Raw genomic sequence first — 20,901 nt, 5'->3', positions numbered from 1 at the left:
ATTAAAGTACCCAGAATCCAGCGAGGACTAAAGCACCGCCTACAAATAATAAAGGCATTACGTTATGGTCTAAACCAAATAAGCCAGTCATGATACCAGCAGATACTAAGATAATGAATCCAGCAGCTCCTCTTGCTTCATGATGAATTTTGTTTTTTAATTGAGAAGTACCTCTATTCATACCTTGTTGAACACCATTTCTTACAGCTTTTTCCAACATATCGTTAAGTTCTTTTTGAGTCATATTTACTTGAGCCATTTGAAACTCCTTACTTTTTTATTTATTATAGCATATTTTCTATATAATATCAAGTATTTTGGAGATAATATAGAATATATTCTATATTTTTATAAGATTAAGGGGATTTTTTATACCCCTTTTTTTAATAACCTCTTGTTATTTTAGTTCTCATTGCAGCAGACGCAACCTCTTTAGGGTCAACAACATCATCAACCTTGCCACCAAGTTTTAGAACTTTTGCAGCAGGAACAAATTGTGTCACCTCTTTTACAACATTTAAGCCAGTTGTTGAATATTGTAAAGCCTCATCGGAAATATCAAGCTTATCTTTTGCATGATAAGTAATATCACTTCTGAAGTCACCTTCTTCAACATTTCCTTTTTTGGATGCTCTATGATTTGTAACCAACTCACCTTTGCTGTTTGTTGTTTTAACAATATCTTTTCCATCGTCACCAGTAGTTTCAAGTTTGTTTGCATCTCCAGCACCTTTGAGGGCAGCTGTTTTTCTTGCCAAGTGAGGACTGTTTTCAAATTCTTCTTTTGCATCACTAAAGTGTAAACCACCGTCTTTTGTTCTTGTCAAGTGACCTTCACTTTCCATTTTCTTAGCTACATTCGTTTCAACGTCTCTCTCTTGCTTGTTCAACTTATGAAGAGCATTTACTTTTTGTGTAAAGGCTCCTTTATCACCAGCATGAGCTTTTATATCGTTCATGTCGTTTTCAAGCTTACTTGCTTGTGTTTCGAGCATTTTACGTTGAGGAGAGCCAGCAGGGAATTTGTTTGCTTGTTTTTTGTAAGCATTCAAAGCTTGAGCTTTATTAGCATACTCTTCAACCTTTTTATCTCCTCCAGTAATTGCCGCTTTTTTCTCATTTATTGCTTCTTTTTGAAGAGCAACTTCTGAAGAGTAAAGACGTTTTCCATTATCAGAGTCGTGCATTTTAATATCTTTTGCTGTCTCTTTTGAAGCATAATTAATAGCAGCGGTTCCACTCAATCCTTTTTCATGAGCTTCATCTAAATTTTTTTGATATGCTTCTTTATAATTTCTATCTTTTTCATCTAAAAACGCAGTAGCTTCAGTTTCTCCTCGATTTTCAGTATGTGCAGTTTTTTCTACTACATCAACAGTTTTGTTTTCTGCTAATTTTGAAACATTTACACCTTCATTATCAAGATTTCGTTTTGTGGTCAAGTCAATATCTTTTTGGTAAGGGTCAAGTGTTGTTCCTGCATTCACCATAGCGTTTCCATATCCAGCAAGTTTTGAACCTGAATTATTTCCAAATTCACCACCAGAATTGGCTCCACTTCTCAAACGAGGGTCATTAGCGTGTTTCATTCTCGCAGCAGCAGCTTCTTTCTCTTTTTGTTCATGTTGTTCAGTTATAAAATCAGCTTGATTCTGTTTAGTCTCAACATTACCGTATTTTTTGATTTCTTTATCTGAAACCGTATTGTCTCCGTTCGCATCGATTCCCTTAAATTTAGAATTTGTACCTGTTACATCAAACTTTTTAAGTTGCTCAAGATATTTGTCTTGACCACCAGGTTGTTTGTTGTAAAAATTATCAGCTGTTAAGTTTTCTACTTTCTCTTTATTTTCAGAATGAAAGTTTGAATCTTCAACTTTTGATTGACCCCATTTTTTAATAATTTCCGCTTTTGAATTATCTCCAGCAGCATTATGTTTTCCAGTGTCGTTTTGTTGCTTAACTGTAGTTCCACCAACAAAACCAGAAGTTTTAGAGAAATCTAAACTATCCTTTTCTCCTTCGGTTTTACCTATATCGTCAGTAGAACCTCCAGTTTGTTTCATTTTTTCTTTAATAGCAGTCACTTCTCTTGTTTTGTCAATTCCAGCCTTAGCAACAATACCGCCTTCGACTCCAAGAGGGCTTTCTTGAAGAACTCTTTTTTCTTCAAGATTTGTAAGATTCTTTTTGTCTGTATCAAAATTTTTAACATCTTGAATAACATCTTGCCCATATTTATTAACGTTATAGCTATTGTTTTTCTTATCAGTAGCTTCATTTATTCCAGTATCTGTAAAATTTTGTCTTGTAGTATTTTCTACTAAAGCCTTATCTTTTGCCATATTATTTCCTGTCATAGTTTTTTCAAATTCAATAAGCTCACTAGGTTTGCTTGCGTTTAAAACTTTCAATTTCTCATCATAATTAGCATAAGGCATAGAGGCTTCATATTTAGCTCTTTCTCCAACTTTATTATTTCCTGCGGTTTTATCAACAGCTACGTTTGCCCCTTCTTTGATACCAGAAGCTATTGATTGATAGTGCATAGCCTCAGCCATCGAAACTTCTCTTCCTAAGTCTTTTGATACTTGTTCTTGAGAAGCTTGAGCTTTTCTGTCAGCTGCTATTGAAGCAGTGCTTGCATTTTTTGCAAAACTAGCAGATAAACCACCAGAGATATTACCAAGCATTGTTCCAGAGCCTTTTAATAATAACCATGAAAGAGCAGGAAGAGAAGCATATAGATAACCAGCAAGTCCAGCCATTGAAGCGGTTGTTCCCATTATTTCAGCCGAATTATTTAAAGTTAAACCACCTCCTACAGTCACTTCTGTATATTTACAAATAACGTGATTTAAGATAGCAGCTAAAACTCCCCAGGATTCAACCCAAAGCATCGTTTGACCATATTGACCAATAACTTTAAGTCCTCCAGGAAGAAGTGTTACTACCAAAATAAATGGAAAAATTGCATACAAAAGCCCTCTTAGCATCATCTGCATAACTGGAAGCATTTCACTTAAATAATATCCTTGACTGATATTGTTTAGATTAAAATCTGCTCTTTGTTTTCCAGCAGCATAAACTACTCCAGTAGGAAGAGAATCATTTCTAGCTATAGAGTTCATTACACCAGCCTGAAGAGCAATTTGTTGAAAATCAGATGCAGGAACGGCTCTACTTTTTAACAACATACCCATATCTTGTTCTGTCATTTTCCCTAAAGGGTCTAATGGATTTGTAGCTAAAGAATGGTCTTTTGCTAAAAATTGAGCAATATCTATAGTAGTTAGTTGATTATAAAAATCTTTACAAGTCATAAGTTCTCCACCTCTGTATCCAGTATAATCACCAGCAGCAACTCCTCCGATTGTTTCTCCTCCATTTATCCATTGCCCCATCAGATAAATAATATTGTCTGAGTTGCTTATTTCTTCAAGATGTACTTGTCCATCCATCCCTTTTGAAGAATAAGGAATATAAACGCAATCAGAAAAAAATTCATCAAGTGCCATACCAAGAGCACCGTCCATATCCATATTCAATAATTTTAGATTATTTCTTAAAGATGAACCATAACCATATTTTTGAGCCGAATAAGCTCCTCCAAGTTCCTGTCCAGGAACAGGAGAAACAGATGAAAAAGCTTGTTCAAATAAACCTACAGTTTCTCTTCCCATTGAATTGAAAAATTTGAAAGCAAAAGCCAAAGGCGTAGGAATATTATCAATTGCTATTCCAGATGGAGCATTGTAATAAGAGTTATAATAAGTTGTTGGATATTCCGCCTTAATAATAACTGTACTGTGGTCAGAAAAGGCAAGAGTCAGAACCGCCATTCCTAAGATGTGAAATTTTGTAAAATTGATTAGCCCTCCCTGAGCATCTTTTCCAGCATTCAAAACCATTTGAGCTAAAACGAGAAATCCTCCCATGAGAAAAACTAATCGTAATAAAGTCATATATGAGTCAGAGCCTAAAATCATAGGGATAGCGTTAAAAACAGTCCAGTACCAGTCTACTTCTTCTGATGAAGATACAGTAATAAAATAATCAGAGCCAGCAAAAACAGGTATAGACAACATAAGTAATAAAAATAAAAATCTTTTTATCATTTTTTTGGTCTCCTTTTTTGTTATATTTTTGTTTCCTTGTAAAAAAAATTGTTAGTGTTTGTAAAAATTTGAGGGGATATTAAGGGGATTTGTTCGAGAAATTTAGGATTTAGAAGTCATAAAAAAACCGTTGTAAAAATTTAGTTATGAAGTTATATAGGTGAGTTTAGAGAGTTTTTGGAATGATGGACTTTTTGAAGCGAAAAAGTCCAACTAGCCCCTCGAAGGGGTTAAATCAACAAGGAGATTGATATTCGTAATAATTGTTTAAATCCATTTTATTATTTTTTACGGCAATTCCCCACGAAATGTTTCCATTTCCGCACAAATAAGCATTCATACTGATTTCTTCTTCCGCCTTCAAAGGAATTATATAAGGCTTAGTAGCTGTAGAATCGATTTTAAAAGCGTAAAAATTGGAATTATTAGGTTTTACAAAACCGTTTGTATTCCACTTGCTTAAAAAATTTGTTCCTGTTTCACTTCTTTTAACCATTTGTCCAAATTTTATTAATCTTTCCTCTTTTTCAAAAAGATAAGGTTTTTCACTTTCGAGAACAATTCTGTTTGCATAAAAGTTTAATTTATTCGCAGAATTTATTATCATTGTAGAAATCAAAGATGCAATAATTATTAAAATTAAATTCATTTTTATTCCTCCTTTACAATAAGCTTGATTGACTTGAGCCAAACAACCCAGGTTCTGAATATCTACAAGGACTATAATAAAAACTCTCTTTTGACGTAGCCAAAGTTGAGTTTGTTAATTTCACCTCAAAACCAGTTTTTGAATCACGACAAGTCACGGCAGCAAGTCGAGCGAGACTTACATTTCTTGATTTTTTTAACCAATCGTAAATCGCTCCCATCTTCATAGGACAATTACCTTCAGTCGGACTTGTTGTAAAAGTATTACAAGTTGAATAACCGTTATTCAATGCCGTTCTAAAGGCTACTGAGTCTTTATCGAGATAATATTGAAGCCCATTTACGAAATCTTGAGATTCAGCTTTAAAAACAACTTCGTCATAAGCTTTTTTTTGAATTATGTAATAACCAGTGGAGCCAAGAAGCATAGTCGAAACTATAATCATTGTACTTAGTAACTCCATTTGTATGAAACCTCTTTTTTTCATCTTGAGCCTCCCACAATTTCACCATAAGCATTTCTTATCTCTATAATTTCTTTGTTTTGTTTGAGTTCAAGTATTTGAGCTTTTAACTCCTTGATTTCGCTTTCAACGGACAAATTTTGTTCTTCTTTTTTTATTTCGTTTCCACTCATATCAAAAGATTTATAAATAGGTTTTCCTTCTTCATTATTTCCAAAATATATTGGACGAATTGTTTCTTCCCCCTCCTCTATATTTTCATCGACTACCACTTCGTCCTCTGAATAATATTCCTCATTTCCAGCACTAGGCTCAGAAGAAATTTCAGTAGAAGATTCAAAAGATGGTTCTTCTGAATGAGTAAAAGAGTACAATTCTTGAAAACCCCAAATTAAGAAAAAAATTAAAATACCTGTAAAAATAGCTTTAAAAATATCAAATAAATTCATATCATCCTCCTTTTACCAAGTCAAATACTGTGGAGATTTAAAATTTCTACACTCATTCAATCCATAAGAATAAAAATTTGGAGGAGTTGATGAATTTCTCATATAAATTGATAAACAGAGATAAGAACCATCATAATTTGTTTTTAAATTTATTTGAGTATCTGGAGAAGGAAGAGGAATTTTATAAGATTCTCCATTTAAAAAAATCTCATAAGAACGACCTCCTTCTGTATTTGAATAAACGTATGAACCTCCAGTCGTCCATCCGTTTTCTATAGTCTCATAATCTAAATGATTTTTTAACTTAGAGCCTTCGATATAAGCATTTCTAACTGTACTTTCTGTATCCAGTTTTAAATTTTTTTGATTTGACTGTTGAATTTTTGGAACAGCTATCGCTGTAAGCGAAGCAATTATTGCCATAACAAATAAAAGTTCAACCATTGTAAAAGCTTTTTTCATAATTCTTTTCCTCCATATTTTTTAACTGTTATAGGAAGAATTATTCATTTACGCAAGAATTGAATAGTTGAATAATTTCGCCCGATTTATTTTTTACTTTTATTTCATAACCTTTTTCGCCATCATCACAAGTCACACCATAAAAGTCCACTTTATAAAAAGTTTTGTGTAGATTTTTTATAGTATATGTTTTTCCATAAATGATATTAGAACTATAAATCAATGTACCATTTTTAGGAAATTCGTCAGAAGTAATTCCACTCACTCCTCCGAGTTGATTATTGCAAAATCTAAACTTCCCATCATTTACATAATTAAAATTATCAACCCCACACTCTTCTTCAAAAGAAATAAGAGTGTTCATGCTTTTTTTGATAGCTACTTCATCTAAACCTGTAGAAACTTCTTTTAAATTCGAAACAGCGTATCCTGTCAAAATAGCTAAAACAAACATTACCATGATTAATTCAATTAGAGTAAAAGCTTTTTTCATAGTTTCACCCAAGAAGAATTTGTCCAATATGGCTTATCAAAAAGACACGAATTGTATTCAATAGAATAAATATTAGACATTCTAATTCTTACTCCATCCGAACCATCCGAACAAGAAACAGTTGAAAATTGAGCATAAGTGCTTTCATGAGAAAGAGACACTTTCTCAGAATAAGAGGCATAACCTGTGTATCCCTTCGCATACATATAACCATTAGAATCTGGATAACAAAGCCCTGCTCCACAAATCGGGTCAGTAGAAGAAGTGAAAAAAGAGTTATGAGCATCATTAAAATCATTTTCAGCTTTTATCGCCATCGTCATGTCGTACAATAATAAAAATTTTAAAGAGACATCGCTCATTCTTTTATCTGTGTTGTACGCTTTGACACCGTATGCAATACCAATCACGACAAGAACAATCAAAAGCTCCATTAACGTAAAAGCTTTTTTCATATTACGACCTCATGAATAGCTCCGTCTTCACATTTATTAAATTCGATAGCAGTATGAGTTACGGTATCAGAAGATATAAGAATTCGATAACCAGGAATTCCAGTGTCACAAACGAAAGCCTCAACAAACAAAATATTATCTTCTGATACAGAAAATTTATTTCCATCATTTCCTCTCAAACCTCCAAGATTTGAGTTTGAATATGAAGTTGTTGGAATTTCGTCATAATATTTATTTAGAGCATAAAACGTTTCTTGAAATTCAATATTCTTTTTTGCATCAACTCTCATATTATTGATATGAGCCTGGAGCGTTGCTTCTGCAAAATACGCCATACCAAAACCTGTTAAAATTGCCACAATCGCCATAACTGTTAAAAGTTCCACCATAGTAAAAGCTTTTCTCATAATGTCACCTCTTGAATTTTTGATTGATTGCACGAATTTAAAGTCATAGAAAAGTTTTTAATTTTCTCATTAACAACCGTGATAAAAAATCCTGTACCTGATGAGCAATTGATAGTTTCAATTTCCATTGAATTAAAAGGAGATAAAGAATATTTTCCTCCAAGAGAGCCAGTTCCAGAAACAGAAAATAAATCAACAGATTCATATTCATAAAAATTATCATAGATATTTTGTTCATTTAAAGAAGCATTTATAATGTCACTTTTCATGGAATTTTTATAAGTAACATTTGGAGTTTTTTTCATAGAATCAATGCTAAAAGCGAGAAGAGCAGCTAATAAAACCATGACTATAAGCATTTCAACGAGAGTAAATCCCTTTTTCATGACTTACTCCTTGCATGAGTCGGAAATTACATATCCAGCTGAGTTATCATATTTAGAAACAGAGATAATATAAAAGCAATTATCATAAAGCGGTTTTACATCAACAAAAGAATATTCAGTCGTATATTCAGTCTTCGGACTGTTTAAACCCATTAGAGCCTTATGAGCGTCTTCTTTTGCTTTTGATAGTAAATAGTCGTGAGAATAAAGAAAAGGGGCTAAAACAACGCCTAATGAGACGATTACGCTTATTCCAACACACGCAGAATAAAATTTAATTTTATCCGAAACGTTCATTGATTTATTATCATATTTATACCAAGACATTTACGCCTCCTTCTTTTAATTTAATAGAAAATCCTTGAAGGATTCTCTACCTGGAAAAAACCAGGAGGGATTTTAAACTAATGCGCCGTTTTGGATAGTTCCATCTGTGCAAGAATTGTAAGAAGTTGTTGCGTTTGGTAAAGTAGCGTTTGTAATTTCTACAGAAAAACCTACTGTGCTATCTCCACAATCAATATTTCCAGTTGTTTCAATAACATTGCCTTTTGATACAGTGAATTTAACACCATCGGTAGAAGTTACCATACCATTGTTTGCATCAATCCAAGCTCCGTTTGCAGCTGCTAAGTCAGTATATTCTTGATTTCCAGCAAAATAAGTTTGTTGTTGAGTGATTGCATTTTTTGCATCATTCTTCATACTATTTTCAGTAGCAACTCTTGTTGAATCTTTCAAGTTTGCAATTGCAAATCCAGCTAATATTGCGATAATCGCCATAACAAATAATAATTCCACTAATGTGAAACCTTTTTTAACGTTTTTCATAATTTTGTTCTCCTTGTTTTCAGCACCCTAGACTGAATAAATTGAATTTAAGGGCAACAGAGTGTTTTTGAAAAACAGCTCTAAAGAGAGATAGGTTTTAATTAAATTAGGAGTTTAATACGAGTATGAAGCTATCTCTCTTGAGAAATGTTTAAAAGGTTCAGACAAATGAGCAAAGAGCTGAACCTTCCATATATCACAAAAAATCGAGACAAAAAAGAAAGTCAATGAAAAAGAAAAACTTTTTTGCTCAGAGTGTTTTAGGGAGTTTTTTCAAGATATTTTGGAATGATGGACTTTTTGAAGCGAAAAAGTCCAAATTTTAAGAAAATTGAGGAAAATGAAGGGAAAATGAAGGGAAAAAGAGGGGGAAATCAGAAAGGTCTGATTTCTAAAAGAGAATCTATATAAGCTGAATCATCATATTGAGAAAAAGAACCTTCATATCCTTTTTCTTTAGCTTTTTTATCATATTTAGCAATTAATTGATTATATTCATCAACAAAGTCATGAGAATCATCAACTAAATCTTTTTTTATTTTTATAAAAAATTCTAACCTAACAACTTTTAGATTTTCTGTAATTTCTTTAAATGAAAATTCAATGTCTGACTTTTCATTAATTTCCTTCATTGAAGAATTCAATATTCTTCTTTTGAAATCTCCATATTTTTGATACTTGTTTTCCAAGTCAAGAATATACATTAATTTTTCAACATCAACTTTATAAAAACCAGTTTTCTTAAATTGAGACAATATAGAATAAATTCTTTTTGTGTAGCTGCCTTTTAATTTTGAAATACTTAAATAATTAGAGAGAACATAATTTTTTTCTACTTTTAATAGATGCTCTTTTAAATCGTCACTTACTTTTAGTTGCAACCAAGATTCTTCTTTCGAATATCTCGCAGATGAAACGAAATTGCAACGTAGTACAGATTTCTCTTCTTGAATTCTAAGTGGGTTTGTTAAAAGCTCCTCACAAACTTTGTCAATATAATCTTTGTCAATTCTCTTGTTTAACTTTTTCTCAAGTTCTCTAAAAGTGATTTTAAATTCTTTAAACTCTTCATCTTCTTTTGCTATTTGAGCAAAAAATAAAAATAATATATCTATAGATAATGCACTTAAGCTAAATTTTGAAAAGTTCAAAGAGTGAGATTGTCTTACTATTTTTCTATCTGATAATTCTGTTTTCATTTTATAAATCTCCTTAATAATTTCTTATATTTTAAAAGTATATCACAAGCTATGACAATAATCTTATTTTGTCATATAAGGATTTTTTTCATCTGTTTTTTTTGTGGAAAGTGTCATAGGTCGTGTGGAAAGTGTCATAGGTTCTTTTCCAAAACAGGAAAAAATTATAGGTAGGTTTTGCGGAAAGTGTCATAGGTCGTGGCTGGAACACTCGTCGGTAGCGAGGTTTTCGGAACCTCTAATAGCTTTCTTTATTATAATATTATAATTACTAGAGTATATATACTAGTATTATAATAGCTTTAATAGCTTCCGTCTTTTCAAAAATTTTGCAATTTTTGAGGCTCATCTTTTTTATATTTTATTTTTTTGAGTTTTCAGGTTTATATATTTTTTAATATTTTCGAGTTCGTTCCAAGGAACGATTTGTATTTAACTCTTGGAGAATATTTTTCGCCATGAAGAAGAACTGACGTTCTTCATTCTTCTTGACTTATCCAAGATAAATTTCAAACCTGAAACGACTTACACTTAATCACTCAATCTTCAATACCTCTCAAGAAGCGAAAGCTTCTTTATCATGGTTTATTACTCACACCCTTTTTTTTAACTATCTTAAGACGATAAAAGCTAACTATGACATTTTTACAGAAAGAGAAATAAAAAATAAAAATATGGAAAAAAATAAATCACACATACGCAGAGAGTAGAAAAGGCTATTAATAGTTGAAATTTATATCGTATTTTCGATTGTAGGACGTTTTTATTCATTTTATGAGTATTTGTCCATTGAAAAGATTCGAGGCGTTTAAATCGAAATTATGAAAAGCAACTATGGACAATAAATTTTTTTTGTCCTGGTTCAGTCCAAAGTGTCATATTTGAGATTTTTTAAAAAGGAGAGGAAAACTTATTAGAGAGTTTCGAAAAACACTCTATAAATTTTTTAAGATTTAGCTTGAGATAAAAAACATTTTACAAAAAATTCTTCATCTGCATTTTTTAACATAATGTTAATAACCTTAGATTTGTTGTTCAAACCAAATTGTTTATTTATTTTATCCAATCTTTCAACTGCTGATTGTTCCAGCGAAATACTTGTTACCGTTATTTCTTCATCATACTTTTTCATTTTTTATTTTCTCCTTTTTTGTTTTGGATGATTATATTACAGATTATTAAGATAATCTTTTTTTTGGAAATAAAAAATCTTTTTCCTCACTTCATGGAAAAATAAATAAAAACTTTATTTTTTTCGAAAATGTTTCTTATTCTGATAATTAACATTATTTTAATAAACTATATTAAAATACTTATCAGATTAAAAAATAGGAGTTTTTTATGAAATACATTCAAAAAAATATTAAAGACAATTTAGCAGAGTTCAAAGCAGAATTAGAAGATTTGAAAAATCTTTTATCAATGTTTTTCAGACATACAGATAAATACAAAGGTTCATACAAATTTGGAATCTATGAGTCATTGGAAAAAAGAAGAATCAGAGAAACAGAATCAATGTTCAATACTCAAAAAGACTATGAGAACATTGGATTAAAAATAGTTTTAAGATTTTCTCTTGATTGCAATTTAGAGAAAATGTATTTTGAGAAAAAATATATTGAAATCAATGGAGCGAAACACACTCAAAGAAGTTTGACACCATTATTCAAAGAAGCCCAATTTTTATTGGAAACAATAAATTTAAAAATAGATTGAAATTCTTTTTCAATCTTGAATTATCTGAGAACTCAAGACTATAACAATATATCAAAAAATCAAATCAACAATAAAGGAAAAAAGTCAATGAAAACAAAAACTAAAATGAGCAAAGGTTTTACAACAGTTGAATTATTATTCGCTACGGCAATAATTGGAATTCTAGCAGGATATGGAATTAAAAACGGAACAGCTATTACAGAGAAAGCTTTTGAAGTTAAAGCTAAAAATTCTGAGTTCTACGCTTTCGCAATTGCAGAAAGAAATTTAAAAATAGCAACTATCAACGATTTAAAAAATGAAACTTATACTAAAAACGGATACACCGTTTCAACTCAAACAGAATGTTCAAACGGTGAGTATGGTTTTCAAATGGAAGTAGTCGATAATAACAAAGAGTATAGCTTAGAAGGCTCTGATGATTGCTCAGGTGATGAAGTTAATGGAGAAGTCATTTATTTCGACCAATGTGATACAGACGGTCAAATGAATATCACAAGAAAAGGAGTTTGTTATGGAAAATAATATTTACTCCAGCGCACGAAAAGGCTACATTCAAACTCAACAAAAAAAGACAGAGCAACATTATTCACAAGTGTCAAACATTTTAAAAGAGAAAGAAATTTTATCTGATGAAAATTTATATAACATACAAAGCTATTTAAACGGCTTGTACGGTCTTAATTCGTAAAGGAGAATACATGAGAGTCATTGACATAATAAATCAATTTAAAGCGAGCAAATCCAGTATATGCTTTCACCAACTCAAAATCAATGGACACAAAACTGAGATAGAAATTTTAAAACTTGCAGCACTTGTCAAAGAAGTGAATATTTCAAGTTCTTTCATAAAAATTTTAAAAACTGAAACAGATAACTCAAAAAATTATTTGAGCTTAAGCAAAATTAAAAAGTATAAAAATTTTTTAAGAAATTCTTATCCAAACTCTGAAAGTTTTTTAGATAAAGCAATTGAACTTTATCAAATAAATCTTGACGATAAAAAATTAAAAGCCTTAAAAATACTTTTAACAAAAAACAAAAGAGAACAAGAAATACTTTTAACAAAAAACGAAAGAGAACCAATAGAAAACGACACAACAAAAATATCTTCTGATTCAAAATATACTTTTATCGACGAAGAAGATTTTTCAGATGAAAACTTTTACGAATTCGAATAAATAAAACCAAGGAGACTATTTTAAAAGTCTCTCAAAACTTTTTAAGTTTTTCTTTCCTGCAAAATAAATTTTCCCTTCATCTTTTTTCAAAAAACGCTTCAAAATTTTTTTGAGTTGCTATAACATTCTGTAAAGATTTTTTTTCTAAAAAAGTCTTTAAAATTTAAAGAGGATGCTTATGAAAATAAATCAAAGAGTTAAACAAAAGGTTTAAAACATTTTAGTCATTTTGATGAGAATAAATTTTAATTATCATCATTCAACAAATTCAACAAAAAGGAAAAAAATTATGAAAAAAATTACAACAAACATTATAAAAAAAGTTTTGGGTGGAGGAACAGCAAAACAACTTTTTGCTATCAACTCAATTTTAGAATTACAATTAGGAGACTTAGACAGTTCAATCAAAAAAGATTTAGAAGTTTTATCAAGAGAAGAAGCTGAAGAGATTCAAAAAATTAAAAATAAATTTTCTGAAAAAAAATCTTCATTGGAAGACAAAACTATTTCAAAAGCGATTGTGTTAATTGCAATAAAAAATAAAATTGTTATTGAAAAAAAACCTGAACAAAGTTTAGAGAAAATTGAAGAAGAAAAAGTTTTGGAAACTGAAAGAGTTGAGACAGAAGAATTGAGTGAGGCTGATAGAAGCATGGAAGAAATTGTTTTTAACAACTCTTGGAACCACAACAACAATTAAGGAGAAAGAAAATGAAAAAATTATTACCGTTCATGATAGCTTGGGCTATGTTTGTTTATCTTGCAGGAGAGCATAGAGTTTTCTTAGAAAATATGTTTCCATTTATTTTTGGAAGTGGAGAAGAAAATCACTCAATGTTTTTTCAGTTTTTGAAATCAGATTTTGTATTTTTTACTTCACTGATTTCATTTAGTGTCCTAGCGATTTTTTTACAAATCTCTTTCAAAAAAAATAATGTACAAAGCATATTTGAGTAAGTGAAATTTATTTAGATAGCCAACACTTCCATTCTTCCTATGAAATTGTCTTATATACAAAAAAGAAGAGGGAGAGAGGGGGTTATTGGGGATTGGATTATTTTTTAATGCACAGATAAAGGCGACCCGTAAACGGTTTGCTTACCCCAGAGGGTCCCGATACCTACGGCGTTTTCTACGAGGCGATACCGCCTCATTTAAGCCCTTTTCGATGCTTATAGCACCTCGAAAGGCTATTAAAACCCCTTATTATAGGGACTCTCTTCGAATTGCGCTACGCCTTATTCTGTAAAAAAACAAAAAAATCATAGTAATAGATACAATTCTTAAATGAACCTTAATTATACCATAATTTTGGGTCAAAATTCACAAAACAAGGAAAAAATATAATGGCAAAAAAAGACAATAAAATTGGAAAAACTGTATGGCTTACACCATCAACTATGGAGTTGATTGAAGGATATGCTGGTGTTTCAGGAGAGAACTTTTCGAATGCAGCTGAGAGCTTAATCATGAGAGGATTAGACAATATTTTATTAGCAGAAAATCTATCTAAAACAATACGAAATGAACTTAAAGAAATACGAAAAGAGAACAGACAAAACACAGATAGAATAGCTGGACTTTTAATAAATATGACACGATTTATGGGAAAAATCTATTCTATAAATCTACTAGGTTTTATAAGAGTAAAAGCTTTTCAAAATGAAGAACTCAAAGAAAACAATATTTATGAGATTGAAAAAATTGGGATACAAAAAGCTATGAAAGACTTGAAATATAAACAAGATAATTTAGGTGAGGAGATTGAATGAAACCGAACAATTTTTTTAAAAAACAAGAAGAAAGTCATTCAAAATTAAATATTGAATCTAAAAAATCAGGTATCAAAGCTCTTCAAACTAAGAGCCAAGAAACACATCTTCCTCATATACATTCTTCTTCTAAATCTTCTTCTGGAGGAAAAGCTTCAGGAGGTTTTTCTAATGCTCAAAATATGGGAGGAGGCAAAGGAGGTGTTGTCGTTAAAGGACAAACTGTAATTGTCAAATCCAATTTTTCTATGGCAGGACGAAAAGGAAAAGATGGGAACAGAGCAACAAAAGCTTCAGTCGGAAAACACGCTTCAGCATCAATAAATTATATGGATAATCATGGAGCAGAAGACATAAAAGACGAGTCTTTAAGTAATGTTTATAACGAAGACGGAGAGAGATTATCAAAAGAAGAGCTGTATGAACTAAGAAAGGAAATGGATAACAATGAAGACTTTTCAGCACTCCGAAGAATCGTCATTGACCCAGGACAACAAGACAACATTTCAAGAGAAGAAATGGTTCAGATGGTGATAAAAACAGTTGATGAATATAAAGAAAAAACAGGAGCAGATTTTAAATATAAAATAGCTATTCATACCGATAAAGTAGAAACTGGAGGAAACATACACGCACACGTTGTAGCCTATGGTTCTTCTCGTTCTATCAACATGACAAAAGACCAAATGAAAGACTTTAAGCAAATCGCAGGAAGACAAGTCAAAGAAACATTAGACAATAAGCAAAGACACGATTTGAATAAAAATCTAAATACTAAAATCAATAAAGAAATAGCAAAAACAAAAGAGTCAACTCACGAAAAAGGCTTAACCCTCAACCAACAAATCGACAAACTTATGGACGGTAAGCTTGACGATAAACATAATGAAATTAAATCTACTTCAAGTGAAAAAGATGATATTTCAAAAGCAATTGAAGCCGTTCAAAGCAGAAAATCAAATGATGGTTTATCACTATAAAAGGAGTATAAAATGAAATATATAAAAGACAAGATAGACAAAACAAACACGTTTTTCGATGATTATAATTTCTTAATTTTTGGAGGTTTAGGAATCGTTTGCTCAATAGTTTTCTTTGCAACTTTTGAGAATCCAAAAGATTTTTTTACGAGAGAAGCTTTAGCAGCGGAGAGTTTAATATTGACAATAATTTTTCTAAGTGTTTTAGTAAATCTATTACTCAAAAAGAAAGAAACTTCCACCGATGAAACAAGCACTTTCCAAACCGATGAAGAGAATTATTTTCAAAGACAATCAGTTCCACAACCTCAAAATTTTGTTCCAAAAAATGAGTTAGATAATTTTGCAGTAAAAGCAACAGCAACAACAGCAACGGCAATTGCAGCAGTTGAAATAGCAAGAGAAATCAAAGAATACGAATGGGAAGAAGTTGAAGAAGTGAAAGCTTCAGCTCCAGAACTTCAAGAAGAACCAAAGGGGAAAACCTTCGCTGATGGAATTGACATTTTAAAAACTCAAGTCATGCAAAAAGAGATAGTTGAAGAAATGGAAGAGGAAGATTTTGAAGAAGATACAGACGAATTTGAAATTGATTATACCAGAGGTTTTGTTCCACAAGGGGATAAAACTCCATTCGATAAGGAGTAAAAAATGGAAGAAATGACAGACGAAGAACAGTCAAATAGGTTTGACAGAAAGAACATTATTAAAGTGATGAGACGAGTTAAAGTCTCGTCCATTTTCTCACTTTTTGTAGCGTTATTTCTGGGAATATTAACAACAAGAGACATTATCCCAATCCCTTTTATTCACTTTGAAAATATGCTGCCAGATACTATGCCACCAATTGAGGAAACGCTATGGAGAGATTCAATAAAAGGTTTTTTACTTTATAATTTATCCGCTTTTGTAACATATTTTTTTCCATCTTTAGCTATTAGCTATTACGCATACGGAAAGCTTTTCAATACAGCAGATGAGGAAATTATTCATAAAAGAGGAACAAAAAGAGTTGAGGCAAAAGACTTAAAAGCTCGTATTGAAAAAGCAATAAAAGAGAAAGGAGATGAAGCAACTTTCATATTCGGACAGCAAGAAATACCTATTCCTTCAAAAGAAGTTCCAAGAAATTTTCTCTTCTTAGGAAAAGTCGGTTCAGGCAAGACACAAGCCATTTTCAATGAGATTTTTGGAGGTTATCACATGGTAAATGGATTACCAGTAAAAACTTCAAAAGGGATTGTAGATATGAACTGCACAATGATAGTTTACGACCGAAAACCAGACTTTACACAACTCTTATATCGAAGAGGTTCAGGTAAAGATTTTCTATTCGACCCAAGAGACAAAGACTCTTTAAGATGGAACATATTTGATGATTTAAAGCCAGGAGAAGAGATAGATGAAACAATGGTTGATTTCTTTGCTCAAGCAATTGTACCCTCCGACCCAGACTCAAAATCAGCGCACTTTATAGACCAGGCTCAAGCAGTAATGAAAGCAATTCTTATCAAAATTGCAGGAATGAAAAACCCAAGCAACAAAGTTTTAATTGACTTTCTTCAAGCCAACGGAGAGGGATTACAACTAAGAAATGTTCTTTCAGTTGATAAAACAGTTATCAAATATGGATTACAAGGGGGAGTTTTAAATGCACTTACATTAGGAGTTGGAGGGCTTGATAGTCAAGGAAATTCAGTTATGGCTTCTATCAACAAAGCAATAAGAGGATTATGTAGAAGAGAGTTTTATTATGACGAAGGAAACTTCAGCGTAAGATGGTTTATCAATACAATTGACCAATTTCCAGACAGAAGATTATTCATTGTAAATACAAAAGAAATGGCAGGAGCATATACAACATATTTTTCCCAACTAATTCTTTTAATTTTCAAAATCGGAACAACATTATCTCAACCTTCCGACAGAAGAATTTTTATGTTATTCGATGAAGTTCAATCTCTAGGAAGTGATGGAAATCATGCTTTAGGGAAAAAGATTATTGAAGAATTAGGAAACTTTATGGGGGAATCTCGTTCCTATGGATACTCTGTAACAGTAGCAACACAATCACTTCCTCAGTTAGAAAAGCTAGTTAAAAAAGAGGGAATGAGAGAATTATTCCAGCATCTATCAACAAAAGTATTGCTTCAATATAATGAACCAGATGGTGCAGAATTCCTCTCAAGATTCTTAAACGAAATGGAGATAAGACGTATTAAACAGTCTCACTCTCAAGGAGCAAGTGCTGCAACGGATGTAAGTCAAGATAGACTTCAAGAATCCGATGAAGAGAAATTAAAACGTATTGTTCTTCCTGGAGAATTTAATACTTTAAAACCTCTCGAAGCTTTCTTAATCGTTGGTGAGCATCCTGTAGCAAAAATCAATTTTACATACAGACAACCCGACCTGATAACAGAAGGATTGATACCTCGAAAACTTCCAGACCTTGACCATGAAACGATTTTAAAAATGAGACGTTTCTATTCAAATTTAGCAGACGAAGAACAAATAAGAGAGCAATTGATTAAACAAAAAAATCAAAAAGCTCTTGAAGAGAAGTTAAAAGCGAGTATGAATCAAAATCCATAAGAAGCCCTTTTTTAGGGCTTGTATGAGGTTTTTAAGGTGCGAAAAAGAGGCTTATTTTTTCGGTGTATAATTTTACATTCCAATTCAAAAGGATTTGTCGTGAAAGTAACACTTGACAATATTAAAATAGATTCCATTTCGGAGCATTTAAAGAGCTATATGCCGTCTTCAATGGAAACTACCATACAAGCCTTAGCAAGAATGAGCAGCGAAGAACTGTATCAAAAAACTATTGAACCATTAAGTATATCTCAAGCCATGAAGGACATTTTTGATAAACTTTCCCAAAATGAATCAAACAATTATTTTGAAAATACTGGTTTGGGATATTTATTGTCACCACAACAAAACACTTTCATTCATGATAGATTTTTCAATCCTATATATCCTCAAATATCGTTTCATCATTCGTCCGAGCCTCCAATAAAACAAGATAATCAAAAATCCAATAAAGCGAGATTTCCATGGGATTGAGTTCAAGTTCAATTATTCATTTCACCGCAAGCAAAGATAGCTTAAAAGGGATTTTGAAAAATAATTTCAAAATTAAATATTGCACCGAAACAATAGAAATTGCAGGAAAAGAAAGAGCTTATGCTGCTCCAATGGTTAGCTTTTGTGACATTCCTCTCTCTGAGGTCAAAAAGCATATTGATAGCTATGGCTCCTATGGAATAGGATTAACAAAGGAGTGGGCGATTCGACAGAAACTAAATCCCGTAATATACATTGAAGGCAATTCTTATTTTTCGGAAAACATTCTTGAATTATTGCGTTCAACTGAAAAAAACAAAGAAGCATCGGCAAATGCTCTAACAGTCTATAGTTACATAAAAAATTATGAAAATACACTTCAAAGAAAAGGTAAAGACCCTGTTCCAAATTACAGATTTTCAGATGAAAGAGAATGGAGATATGTTCCACAAAATACAGATAAAAATGAATTCACCCTCAGCAAAGAAGTGTATGAAGATGAAGAGACTAAAGATGCTTATGATTTTATGATTTCAGATATATTTTTGACATTTGAGCCGAATGACATAAAATATATCATCATCAAAGACGATAGTGAAATTCGTGAGTTTTTTAGTTTTTTAAGGGATGTAAAGGGAAAATACAGCTCTCACGATGTTGATAGGCTAACCACTAGAATCCTAACTACAGAACAAATCAAAGAAGACTTCTAAAAATATTCCTCTTCGGAGGAAATTAAAACATTACTCTATTTTCGTTTAAATCGATGAACTCTAATAAAGAGTATCTGGAGAAAAAGCCGACCCAAACTTTTCAAAAAAACGAGAATATAATTCAAAAACGAAAAAAGGAATTTATTCACTTTTTAACGTTTCTTTGATTTTTTTAACTGTATCCACCATTTCATTCAATCCAGCTAAATTAAATTTGTCTTCTTTAACTTGATGTTTTTTATCCAAACCAAAAACTTTATCAGTTGGAGCATCAAAAATATTTTCAATGGTTTTAATCAAGAAATCCTTATATTTCTCGTCAGAACTATCATTCTCAATTAAATCTGCATACGGTTTCAATGCAAGAGCTACAGAGGCTTTAAACGCATATTCCTCAACAAGTCTTCTCTCTTTTGTATATCGACTCGATACAAAGCCTATTACAAACAACAATGGAAGAGAAATTGCTATTTTCATTCCGAAATAAAGAGGGTCAAATACTTTATTCGATACGTCATAAAAAATCCACATTGAAACACCAATAAATCCAGCAGTCGAAACTCCCAGCGCAATCAACCAATTATTCAAACCTGTATTCAAGGCTTTTCTTCTAGCCTGGAACGATTTGAACAAACTTACACCTGTAGCTTTTCCAAGTTGATTGTCAATCTCTTTTGTTTGTTCCTCATTTTTTCTAATGATTTCAGTCGTTTTATCAGAATAATCTTTTACATTTTTTTCTATTTTAAGTGAAGTATCATCCATATTTTTTAAATATTTATCAATTTTTCCAAAAAATTCAGTAATAAATTCCTTAGTTTCATCAATCTCTTTATAATCTTCATTGGATTGTTCTAGTATTTTTTTAATCTCAAGAGCTAAAATCTTTATTTCTTCAGAATCTGTATCTGTTTGCTCTTTATTTTCCGTTGTTTTCAGCAAAGCTGCTTCAGACCTATCCTCTATTCCTCGAAGATTCTCTTCTGTTTTTTCGATTCTTCCAATCAATTCATTGTAAACAGTTCTATTCTCTTCAGTCTCTTCAAGTTCCTTAATAAGGTTATTTAATCTTTTTGTTAATTCATTATATTGCTTGATTTTCGAATCATATAAAGGTATTTTTTTGGATTTAAAATCAAGTCTCCAAGATAAAACAACAGCCCTTAAAGAATCATATCTATCAATTAAAGTTGCTAAACTATTTGTTCCTTGAGTCATTTGAACAAGAAGAGCATTTATTTCCGTTAAAACAGTATAAATATTCTGTCTTGCACTGTAAGGAAGAGTGTCAAAATATACACTTTCTTCGGCAGTGTTTGCTCTTATAATATCTATCAATTGTGGAAGCTCTCGAATCAACTCTGCTGATGTTATCTCGTTTCTGAGATATTCCATCATTCCGAATCTTCCAATATTTGATTCCAAGACATTTTCAATATCTTCAAACATTTCAGTCTGTAACAATTCGGCTATTTGTTGAGTTGTGGCTTTCATATAGTTATTCCTTCAAAAATATGAATAATAATACTCTCCAACACATAATCATTAGCTAAATCCG

27 protein-coding genes are annotated in these 20,901 nt (G+C 31.4%); 12 read left to right on the top strand and 15 right to left on the bottom strand.

Features of this window, described 5'->3' with window-relative positions; translation table 11 throughout:
* Position 1: 1 nt before the first annotated feature.
* The 14 genes from M0P91_RS04600 to M0P91_RS04535 form a co-directional block, all read right to left on the bottom strand.
* A complete protein-coding gene (locus M0P91_RS04600) occupies positions 2–259 on the bottom strand; it encodes a hypothetical protein (protein WP_295065086.1) in 258 nt (85 codons plus the stop codon).
* A 124-nt stretch (positions 260–383) separates the two neighbouring features.
* Positions 384–4,118 (bottom strand): conjugal transfer protein TraG N-terminal domain-containing protein, encoded by a 3,735-nt coding sequence (locus M0P91_RS04595; protein ID WP_295065084.1) that lies wholly within the window; start codon positions 4,116–4,118, stop codon positions 384–386.
* A 235-nt stretch (positions 4,119–4,353) separates the two neighbouring features.
* Positions 4,354–4,767, bottom strand: a complete 414-nt coding sequence (locus tag M0P91_RS04590) for a hypothetical protein (protein ID WP_295065082.1) — start codon at positions 4,765–4,767, stop codon at positions 4,354–4,356.
* 13 nt (positions 4,768–4,780) lie between these two features.
* Positions 4,781–5,254 (bottom strand): hypothetical protein, encoded by a 474-nt coding sequence (locus M0P91_RS04585; protein ID WP_295065081.1) that lies wholly within the window; start codon positions 5,252–5,254, stop codon positions 4,781–4,783.
* On the bottom strand, positions 5,251–5,679 hold the full coding sequence (locus M0P91_RS04580; RefSeq protein WP_295065079.1) for a hypothetical protein: 429 nt from the start codon (positions 5,677–5,679) through the stop codon (positions 5,251–5,253). Before M0P91_RS04580 ends, M0P91_RS04585 begins: the two co-directional genes overlap by 4 nt.
* 12 nt (positions 5,680–5,691) lie before the next feature.
* Positions 5,692–6,141, bottom strand: a complete 450-nt coding sequence (locus tag M0P91_RS04575) for a type II secretion system protein (protein ID WP_295065077.1) — start codon at positions 6,139–6,141, stop codon at positions 5,692–5,694.
* Between the two features lie 40 nt (positions 6,142–6,181).
* Positions 6,182–6,646, bottom strand: a complete 465-nt coding sequence (locus tag M0P91_RS04570) for a type II secretion system protein (RefSeq protein ID WP_295065075.1) — start codon at positions 6,644–6,646, stop codon at positions 6,182–6,184.
* Positions 6,631–7,089, bottom strand: coding sequence for a type II secretion system protein (locus M0P91_RS04565; protein ID WP_295065073.1), 459 nt, complete (start codon positions 7,087–7,089; stop codon positions 6,631–6,633). The genes M0P91_RS04570 and M0P91_RS04565 overlap by 16 nt, the downstream gene beginning before the upstream one ends.
* Entirely contained in the window at positions 7,086–7,496 is a 411-nt protein-coding gene (locus M0P91_RS04560; protein ID WP_295065071.1) for a type IV pilin protein, read from the bottom strand. Before M0P91_RS04560 ends, M0P91_RS04565 begins: the two co-directional genes overlap by 4 nt.
* A complete protein-coding gene (locus M0P91_RS04555; RefSeq protein ID WP_295065069.1) occupies positions 7,493–7,882 on the bottom strand; it encodes a prepilin-type N-terminal cleavage/methylation domain-containing protein in 390 nt (129 codons plus the stop codon). The genes M0P91_RS04560 and M0P91_RS04555 overlap by 4 nt, the downstream gene beginning before the upstream one ends.
* A gap of 3 nt (positions 7,883–7,885) precedes the next feature.
* Positions 7,886–8,209, bottom strand: coding sequence for a hypothetical protein (locus M0P91_RS04550; RefSeq protein ID WP_295065067.1), 324 nt, complete (start codon positions 8,207–8,209; stop codon positions 7,886–7,888).
* Positions 8,210–8,281: 72 nt separating this feature from the next.
* Entirely contained in the window at positions 8,282–8,713 is a 432-nt protein-coding gene (locus M0P91_RS04545) for a type II secretion system protein (protein WP_295065065.1), read from the bottom strand.
* Between the two features lie 374 nt (positions 8,714–9,087).
* Positions 9,088–9,912 carry a replication initiation protein gene (locus M0P91_RS04540; protein WP_295065063.1) on the bottom strand — a complete coding sequence of 275 codons (825 nt, stop codon included), beginning with the start codon at positions 9,910–9,912 and terminating at the stop codon, positions 9,088–9,090.
* A 946-nt stretch (positions 9,913–10,858) separates the two neighbouring features.
* Complete coding sequence (locus tag M0P91_RS04535; RefSeq protein ID WP_295065061.1) at positions 10,859–11,044, bottom strand: hypothetical protein; 186 nt, start codon at positions 11,042–11,044, stop codon at positions 10,859–10,861.
* A 209-nt stretch (positions 11,045–11,253) separates the two neighbouring features.
* On the opposite strand from M0P91_RS04535, the gene M0P91_RS04530 reads away from it, so the two are divergent.
* From M0P91_RS04530 to M0P91_RS04475, 12 genes are all read left to right on the top strand, one after another.
* Entirely contained in the window at positions 11,254–11,628 is a 375-nt protein-coding gene (locus M0P91_RS04530) for a hypothetical protein (protein ID WP_295065059.1), read from the top strand.
* Between the two features lie 87 nt (positions 11,629–11,715).
* Positions 11,716–12,153, top strand: coding sequence for a type IV pilin protein (locus M0P91_RS04525; protein WP_295065057.1), 438 nt, complete (start codon positions 11,716–11,718; stop codon positions 12,151–12,153).
* Positions 12,143–12,319, top strand: a complete 177-nt coding sequence (locus M0P91_RS04520; protein ID WP_295065055.1) for a hypothetical protein — start codon at positions 12,143–12,145, stop codon at positions 12,317–12,319. Before M0P91_RS04525 ends, M0P91_RS04520 begins: the two co-directional genes overlap by 11 nt.
* Positions 12,320–12,329: 10 nt before the next feature.
* Positions 12,330–12,809, top strand: coding sequence for a hypothetical protein (locus M0P91_RS04515; protein ID WP_295065053.1), 480 nt, complete (start codon positions 12,330–12,332; stop codon positions 12,807–12,809).
* Positions 12,810–13,098: 289 nt separating this feature from the next.
* Positions 13,099–13,509, top strand: a complete 411-nt coding sequence (locus M0P91_RS04510; RefSeq protein ID WP_295065051.1) for a hypothetical protein — start codon at positions 13,099–13,101, stop codon at positions 13,507–13,509.
* 11 nt (positions 13,510–13,520) lie between these two features.
* A complete protein-coding gene (locus M0P91_RS04505; protein ID WP_295065049.1) occupies positions 13,521–13,766 on the top strand; it encodes a hypothetical protein in 246 nt (81 codons plus the stop codon).
* Between the two features lie 389 nt (positions 13,767–14,155).
* Positions 14,156–14,581, top strand: coding sequence for a hypothetical protein (locus M0P91_RS04500; RefSeq protein ID WP_295065047.1), 426 nt, complete (start codon positions 14,156–14,158; stop codon positions 14,579–14,581).
* A complete protein-coding gene (locus tag M0P91_RS04495; protein WP_295065045.1) occupies positions 14,578–15,561 on the top strand; it encodes a hypothetical protein in 984 nt (327 codons plus the stop codon). Before M0P91_RS04500 ends, M0P91_RS04495 begins: the two co-directional genes overlap by 4 nt.
* Positions 15,562–15,573: 12 nt before the next feature.
* Positions 15,574–16,209: a hypothetical protein gene (locus M0P91_RS04490; RefSeq protein WP_295065043.1), complete on the top strand. Its 636-nt coding sequence runs from the start codon at positions 15,574–15,576 to the stop codon at positions 16,207–16,209.
* A 3-nt stretch (positions 16,210–16,212) separates the two neighbouring features.
* Positions 16,213–18,156: a type IV secretion system DNA-binding domain-containing protein gene (locus M0P91_RS04485; protein WP_295065041.1), complete on the top strand. Its 1,944-nt coding sequence runs from the start codon at positions 16,213–16,215 to the stop codon at positions 18,154–18,156.
* Positions 18,157–18,255: 99 nt separating this feature from the next.
* Complete coding sequence (locus tag M0P91_RS04480) at positions 18,256–18,630, top strand: hypothetical protein (RefSeq protein WP_295065039.1); 375 nt, start codon at positions 18,256–18,258, stop codon at positions 18,628–18,630.
* The gene (locus M0P91_RS04475) at positions 18,621–19,343 is read left to right on the top strand and encodes an abortive infection system antitoxin AbiGi family protein (protein WP_295065037.1); all 723 of its coding nucleotides are present in this window, start codon (positions 18,621–18,623) and stop codon (positions 19,341–19,343) included. The genes M0P91_RS04480 and M0P91_RS04475 overlap by 10 nt, the downstream gene beginning before the upstream one ends.
* Before the next feature lie 141 nt (positions 19,344–19,484).
* On the opposite strand, the gene M0P91_RS04470 is transcribed toward M0P91_RS04475, so the two are convergent.
* Positions 19,485–20,837: a hypothetical protein gene (locus M0P91_RS04470; protein ID WP_295065035.1), complete on the bottom strand. Its 1,353-nt coding sequence runs from the start codon at positions 20,835–20,837 to the stop codon at positions 19,485–19,487.
* Positions 20,838–20,901: the final 64 nt, after the last annotated feature.

Origin of the sequence: Sulfuricurvum sp. (assembly GCF_023229695.1) — a bacterium.
Taxonomy (GTDB): domain Bacteria; phylum Campylobacterota; class Campylobacteria; order Campylobacterales; family Sulfurimonadaceae; genus Sulfuricurvum.
The sequence above is the reverse complement of the archived record's forward strand: the minus strand, read 5'-3'. Positions and strand labels throughout refer to the sequence as shown.

What these genes read in the sequence shown, in the direction of transcription:
- M0P91_RS04600 (WP_295065086.1), bottom strand. Translation starts at nt 259, where the DNA reads ATGGCTCAAGTAAATATGACTCAAAAAGAACTTAACGATATGTTGGAA.
- M0P91_RS04595 (WP_295065084.1), bottom strand. Translation starts at nt 4,118, where the DNA reads ATGATAAAAAGATTTTTATTTTTATTACTTATGTTGTCTATACCTGTT.
- M0P91_RS04590 (WP_295065082.1), bottom strand. Translation starts at nt 4,767, where the DNA reads ATGAATTTAATTTTAATAATTATTGCATCTTTGATTTCTACAATGATA.
- M0P91_RS04585 (WP_295065081.1), bottom strand. Translation starts at nt 5,254, where the DNA reads ATGAAAAAAAGAGGTTTCATACAAATGGAGTTACTAAGTACAATGATT.
- M0P91_RS04580 (WP_295065079.1), bottom strand. Translation starts at nt 5,679, where the DNA reads ATGAATTTATTTGATATTTTTAAAGCTATTTTTACAGGTATTTTAATT.
- M0P91_RS04575 (WP_295065077.1), bottom strand. Translation starts at nt 6,141, where the DNA reads ATGAAAAAAGCTTTTACAATGGTTGAACTTTTATTTGTTATGGCAATA.
- M0P91_RS04565 (WP_295065073.1), bottom strand. Translation starts at nt 7,089, where the DNA reads ATGAAAAAAGCTTTTACGTTAATGGAGCTTTTGATTGTTCTTGTCGTG.
- M0P91_RS04560 (WP_295065071.1), bottom strand. Translation starts at nt 7,496, where the DNA reads ATGAGAAAAGCTTTTACTATGGTGGAACTTTTAACAGTTATGGCGATT.
- M0P91_RS04555 (WP_295065069.1), bottom strand. Translation starts at nt 7,882, where the DNA reads ATGAAAAAGGGATTTACTCTCGTTGAAATGCTTATAGTCATGGTTTTA.
- M0P91_RS04550 (WP_295065067.1), bottom strand. Translation starts at nt 8,209, where the DNA reads ATGTCTTGGTATAAATATGATAATAAATCAATGAACGTTTCGGATAAA.
- M0P91_RS04545 (WP_295065065.1), bottom strand. Translation starts at nt 8,713, where the DNA reads ATGAAAAACGTTAAAAAAGGTTTCACATTAGTGGAATTATTATTTGTT.
- M0P91_RS04540 (WP_295065063.1), bottom strand. Translation starts at nt 9,912, where the DNA reads ATGAAAACAGAATTATCAGATAGAAAAATAGTAAGACAATCTCACTCT.
- M0P91_RS04535 (WP_295065061.1), bottom strand. Translation starts at nt 11,044, where the DNA reads ATGAAAAAGTATGATGAAGAAATAACGGTAACAAGTATTTCGCTGGAA.
- M0P91_RS04530 (WP_295065059.1), top strand. Translation starts at nt 11,254, where the DNA reads ATGAAATACATTCAAAAAAATATTAAAGACAATTTAGCAGAGTTCAAA.
- M0P91_RS04525 (WP_295065057.1), top strand. Translation starts at nt 11,716, where the DNA reads ATGAAAACAAAAACTAAAATGAGCAAAGGTTTTACAACAGTTGAATTA.
- M0P91_RS04520 (WP_295065055.1), top strand. Translation starts at nt 12,143, where the DNA reads ATGGAAAATAATATTTACTCCAGCGCACGAAAAGGCTACATTCAAACT.
- M0P91_RS04515 (WP_295065053.1), top strand. Translation starts at nt 12,330, where the DNA reads ATGAGAGTCATTGACATAATAAATCAATTTAAAGCGAGCAAATCCAGT.
- M0P91_RS04510 (WP_295065051.1), top strand. Translation starts at nt 13,099, where the DNA reads ATGAAAAAAATTACAACAAACATTATAAAAAAAGTTTTGGGTGGAGGA.
- M0P91_RS04505 (WP_295065049.1), top strand. Translation starts at nt 13,521, where the DNA reads ATGAAAAAATTATTACCGTTCATGATAGCTTGGGCTATGTTTGTTTAT.
- M0P91_RS04500 (WP_295065047.1), top strand. Translation starts at nt 14,156, where the DNA reads ATGGCAAAAAAAGACAATAAAATTGGAAAAACTGTATGGCTTACACCA.
- M0P91_RS04495 (WP_295065045.1), top strand. Translation starts at nt 14,578, where the DNA reads ATGAAACCGAACAATTTTTTTAAAAAACAAGAAGAAAGTCATTCAAAA.
- M0P91_RS04490 (WP_295065043.1), top strand. Translation starts at nt 15,574, where the DNA reads ATGAAATATATAAAAGACAAGATAGACAAAACAAACACGTTTTTCGAT.
- M0P91_RS04485 (WP_295065041.1), top strand. Translation starts at nt 16,213, where the DNA reads ATGGAAGAAATGACAGACGAAGAACAGTCAAATAGGTTTGACAGAAAG.
- M0P91_RS04475 (WP_295065037.1), top strand. Translation starts at nt 18,621, where the DNA reads ATGGGATTGAGTTCAAGTTCAATTATTCATTTCACCGCAAGCAAAGAT.
- M0P91_RS04470 (WP_295065035.1), bottom strand. Translation starts at nt 20,837, where the DNA reads ATGAAAGCCACAACTCAACAAATAGCCGAATTGTTACAGACTGAAATG.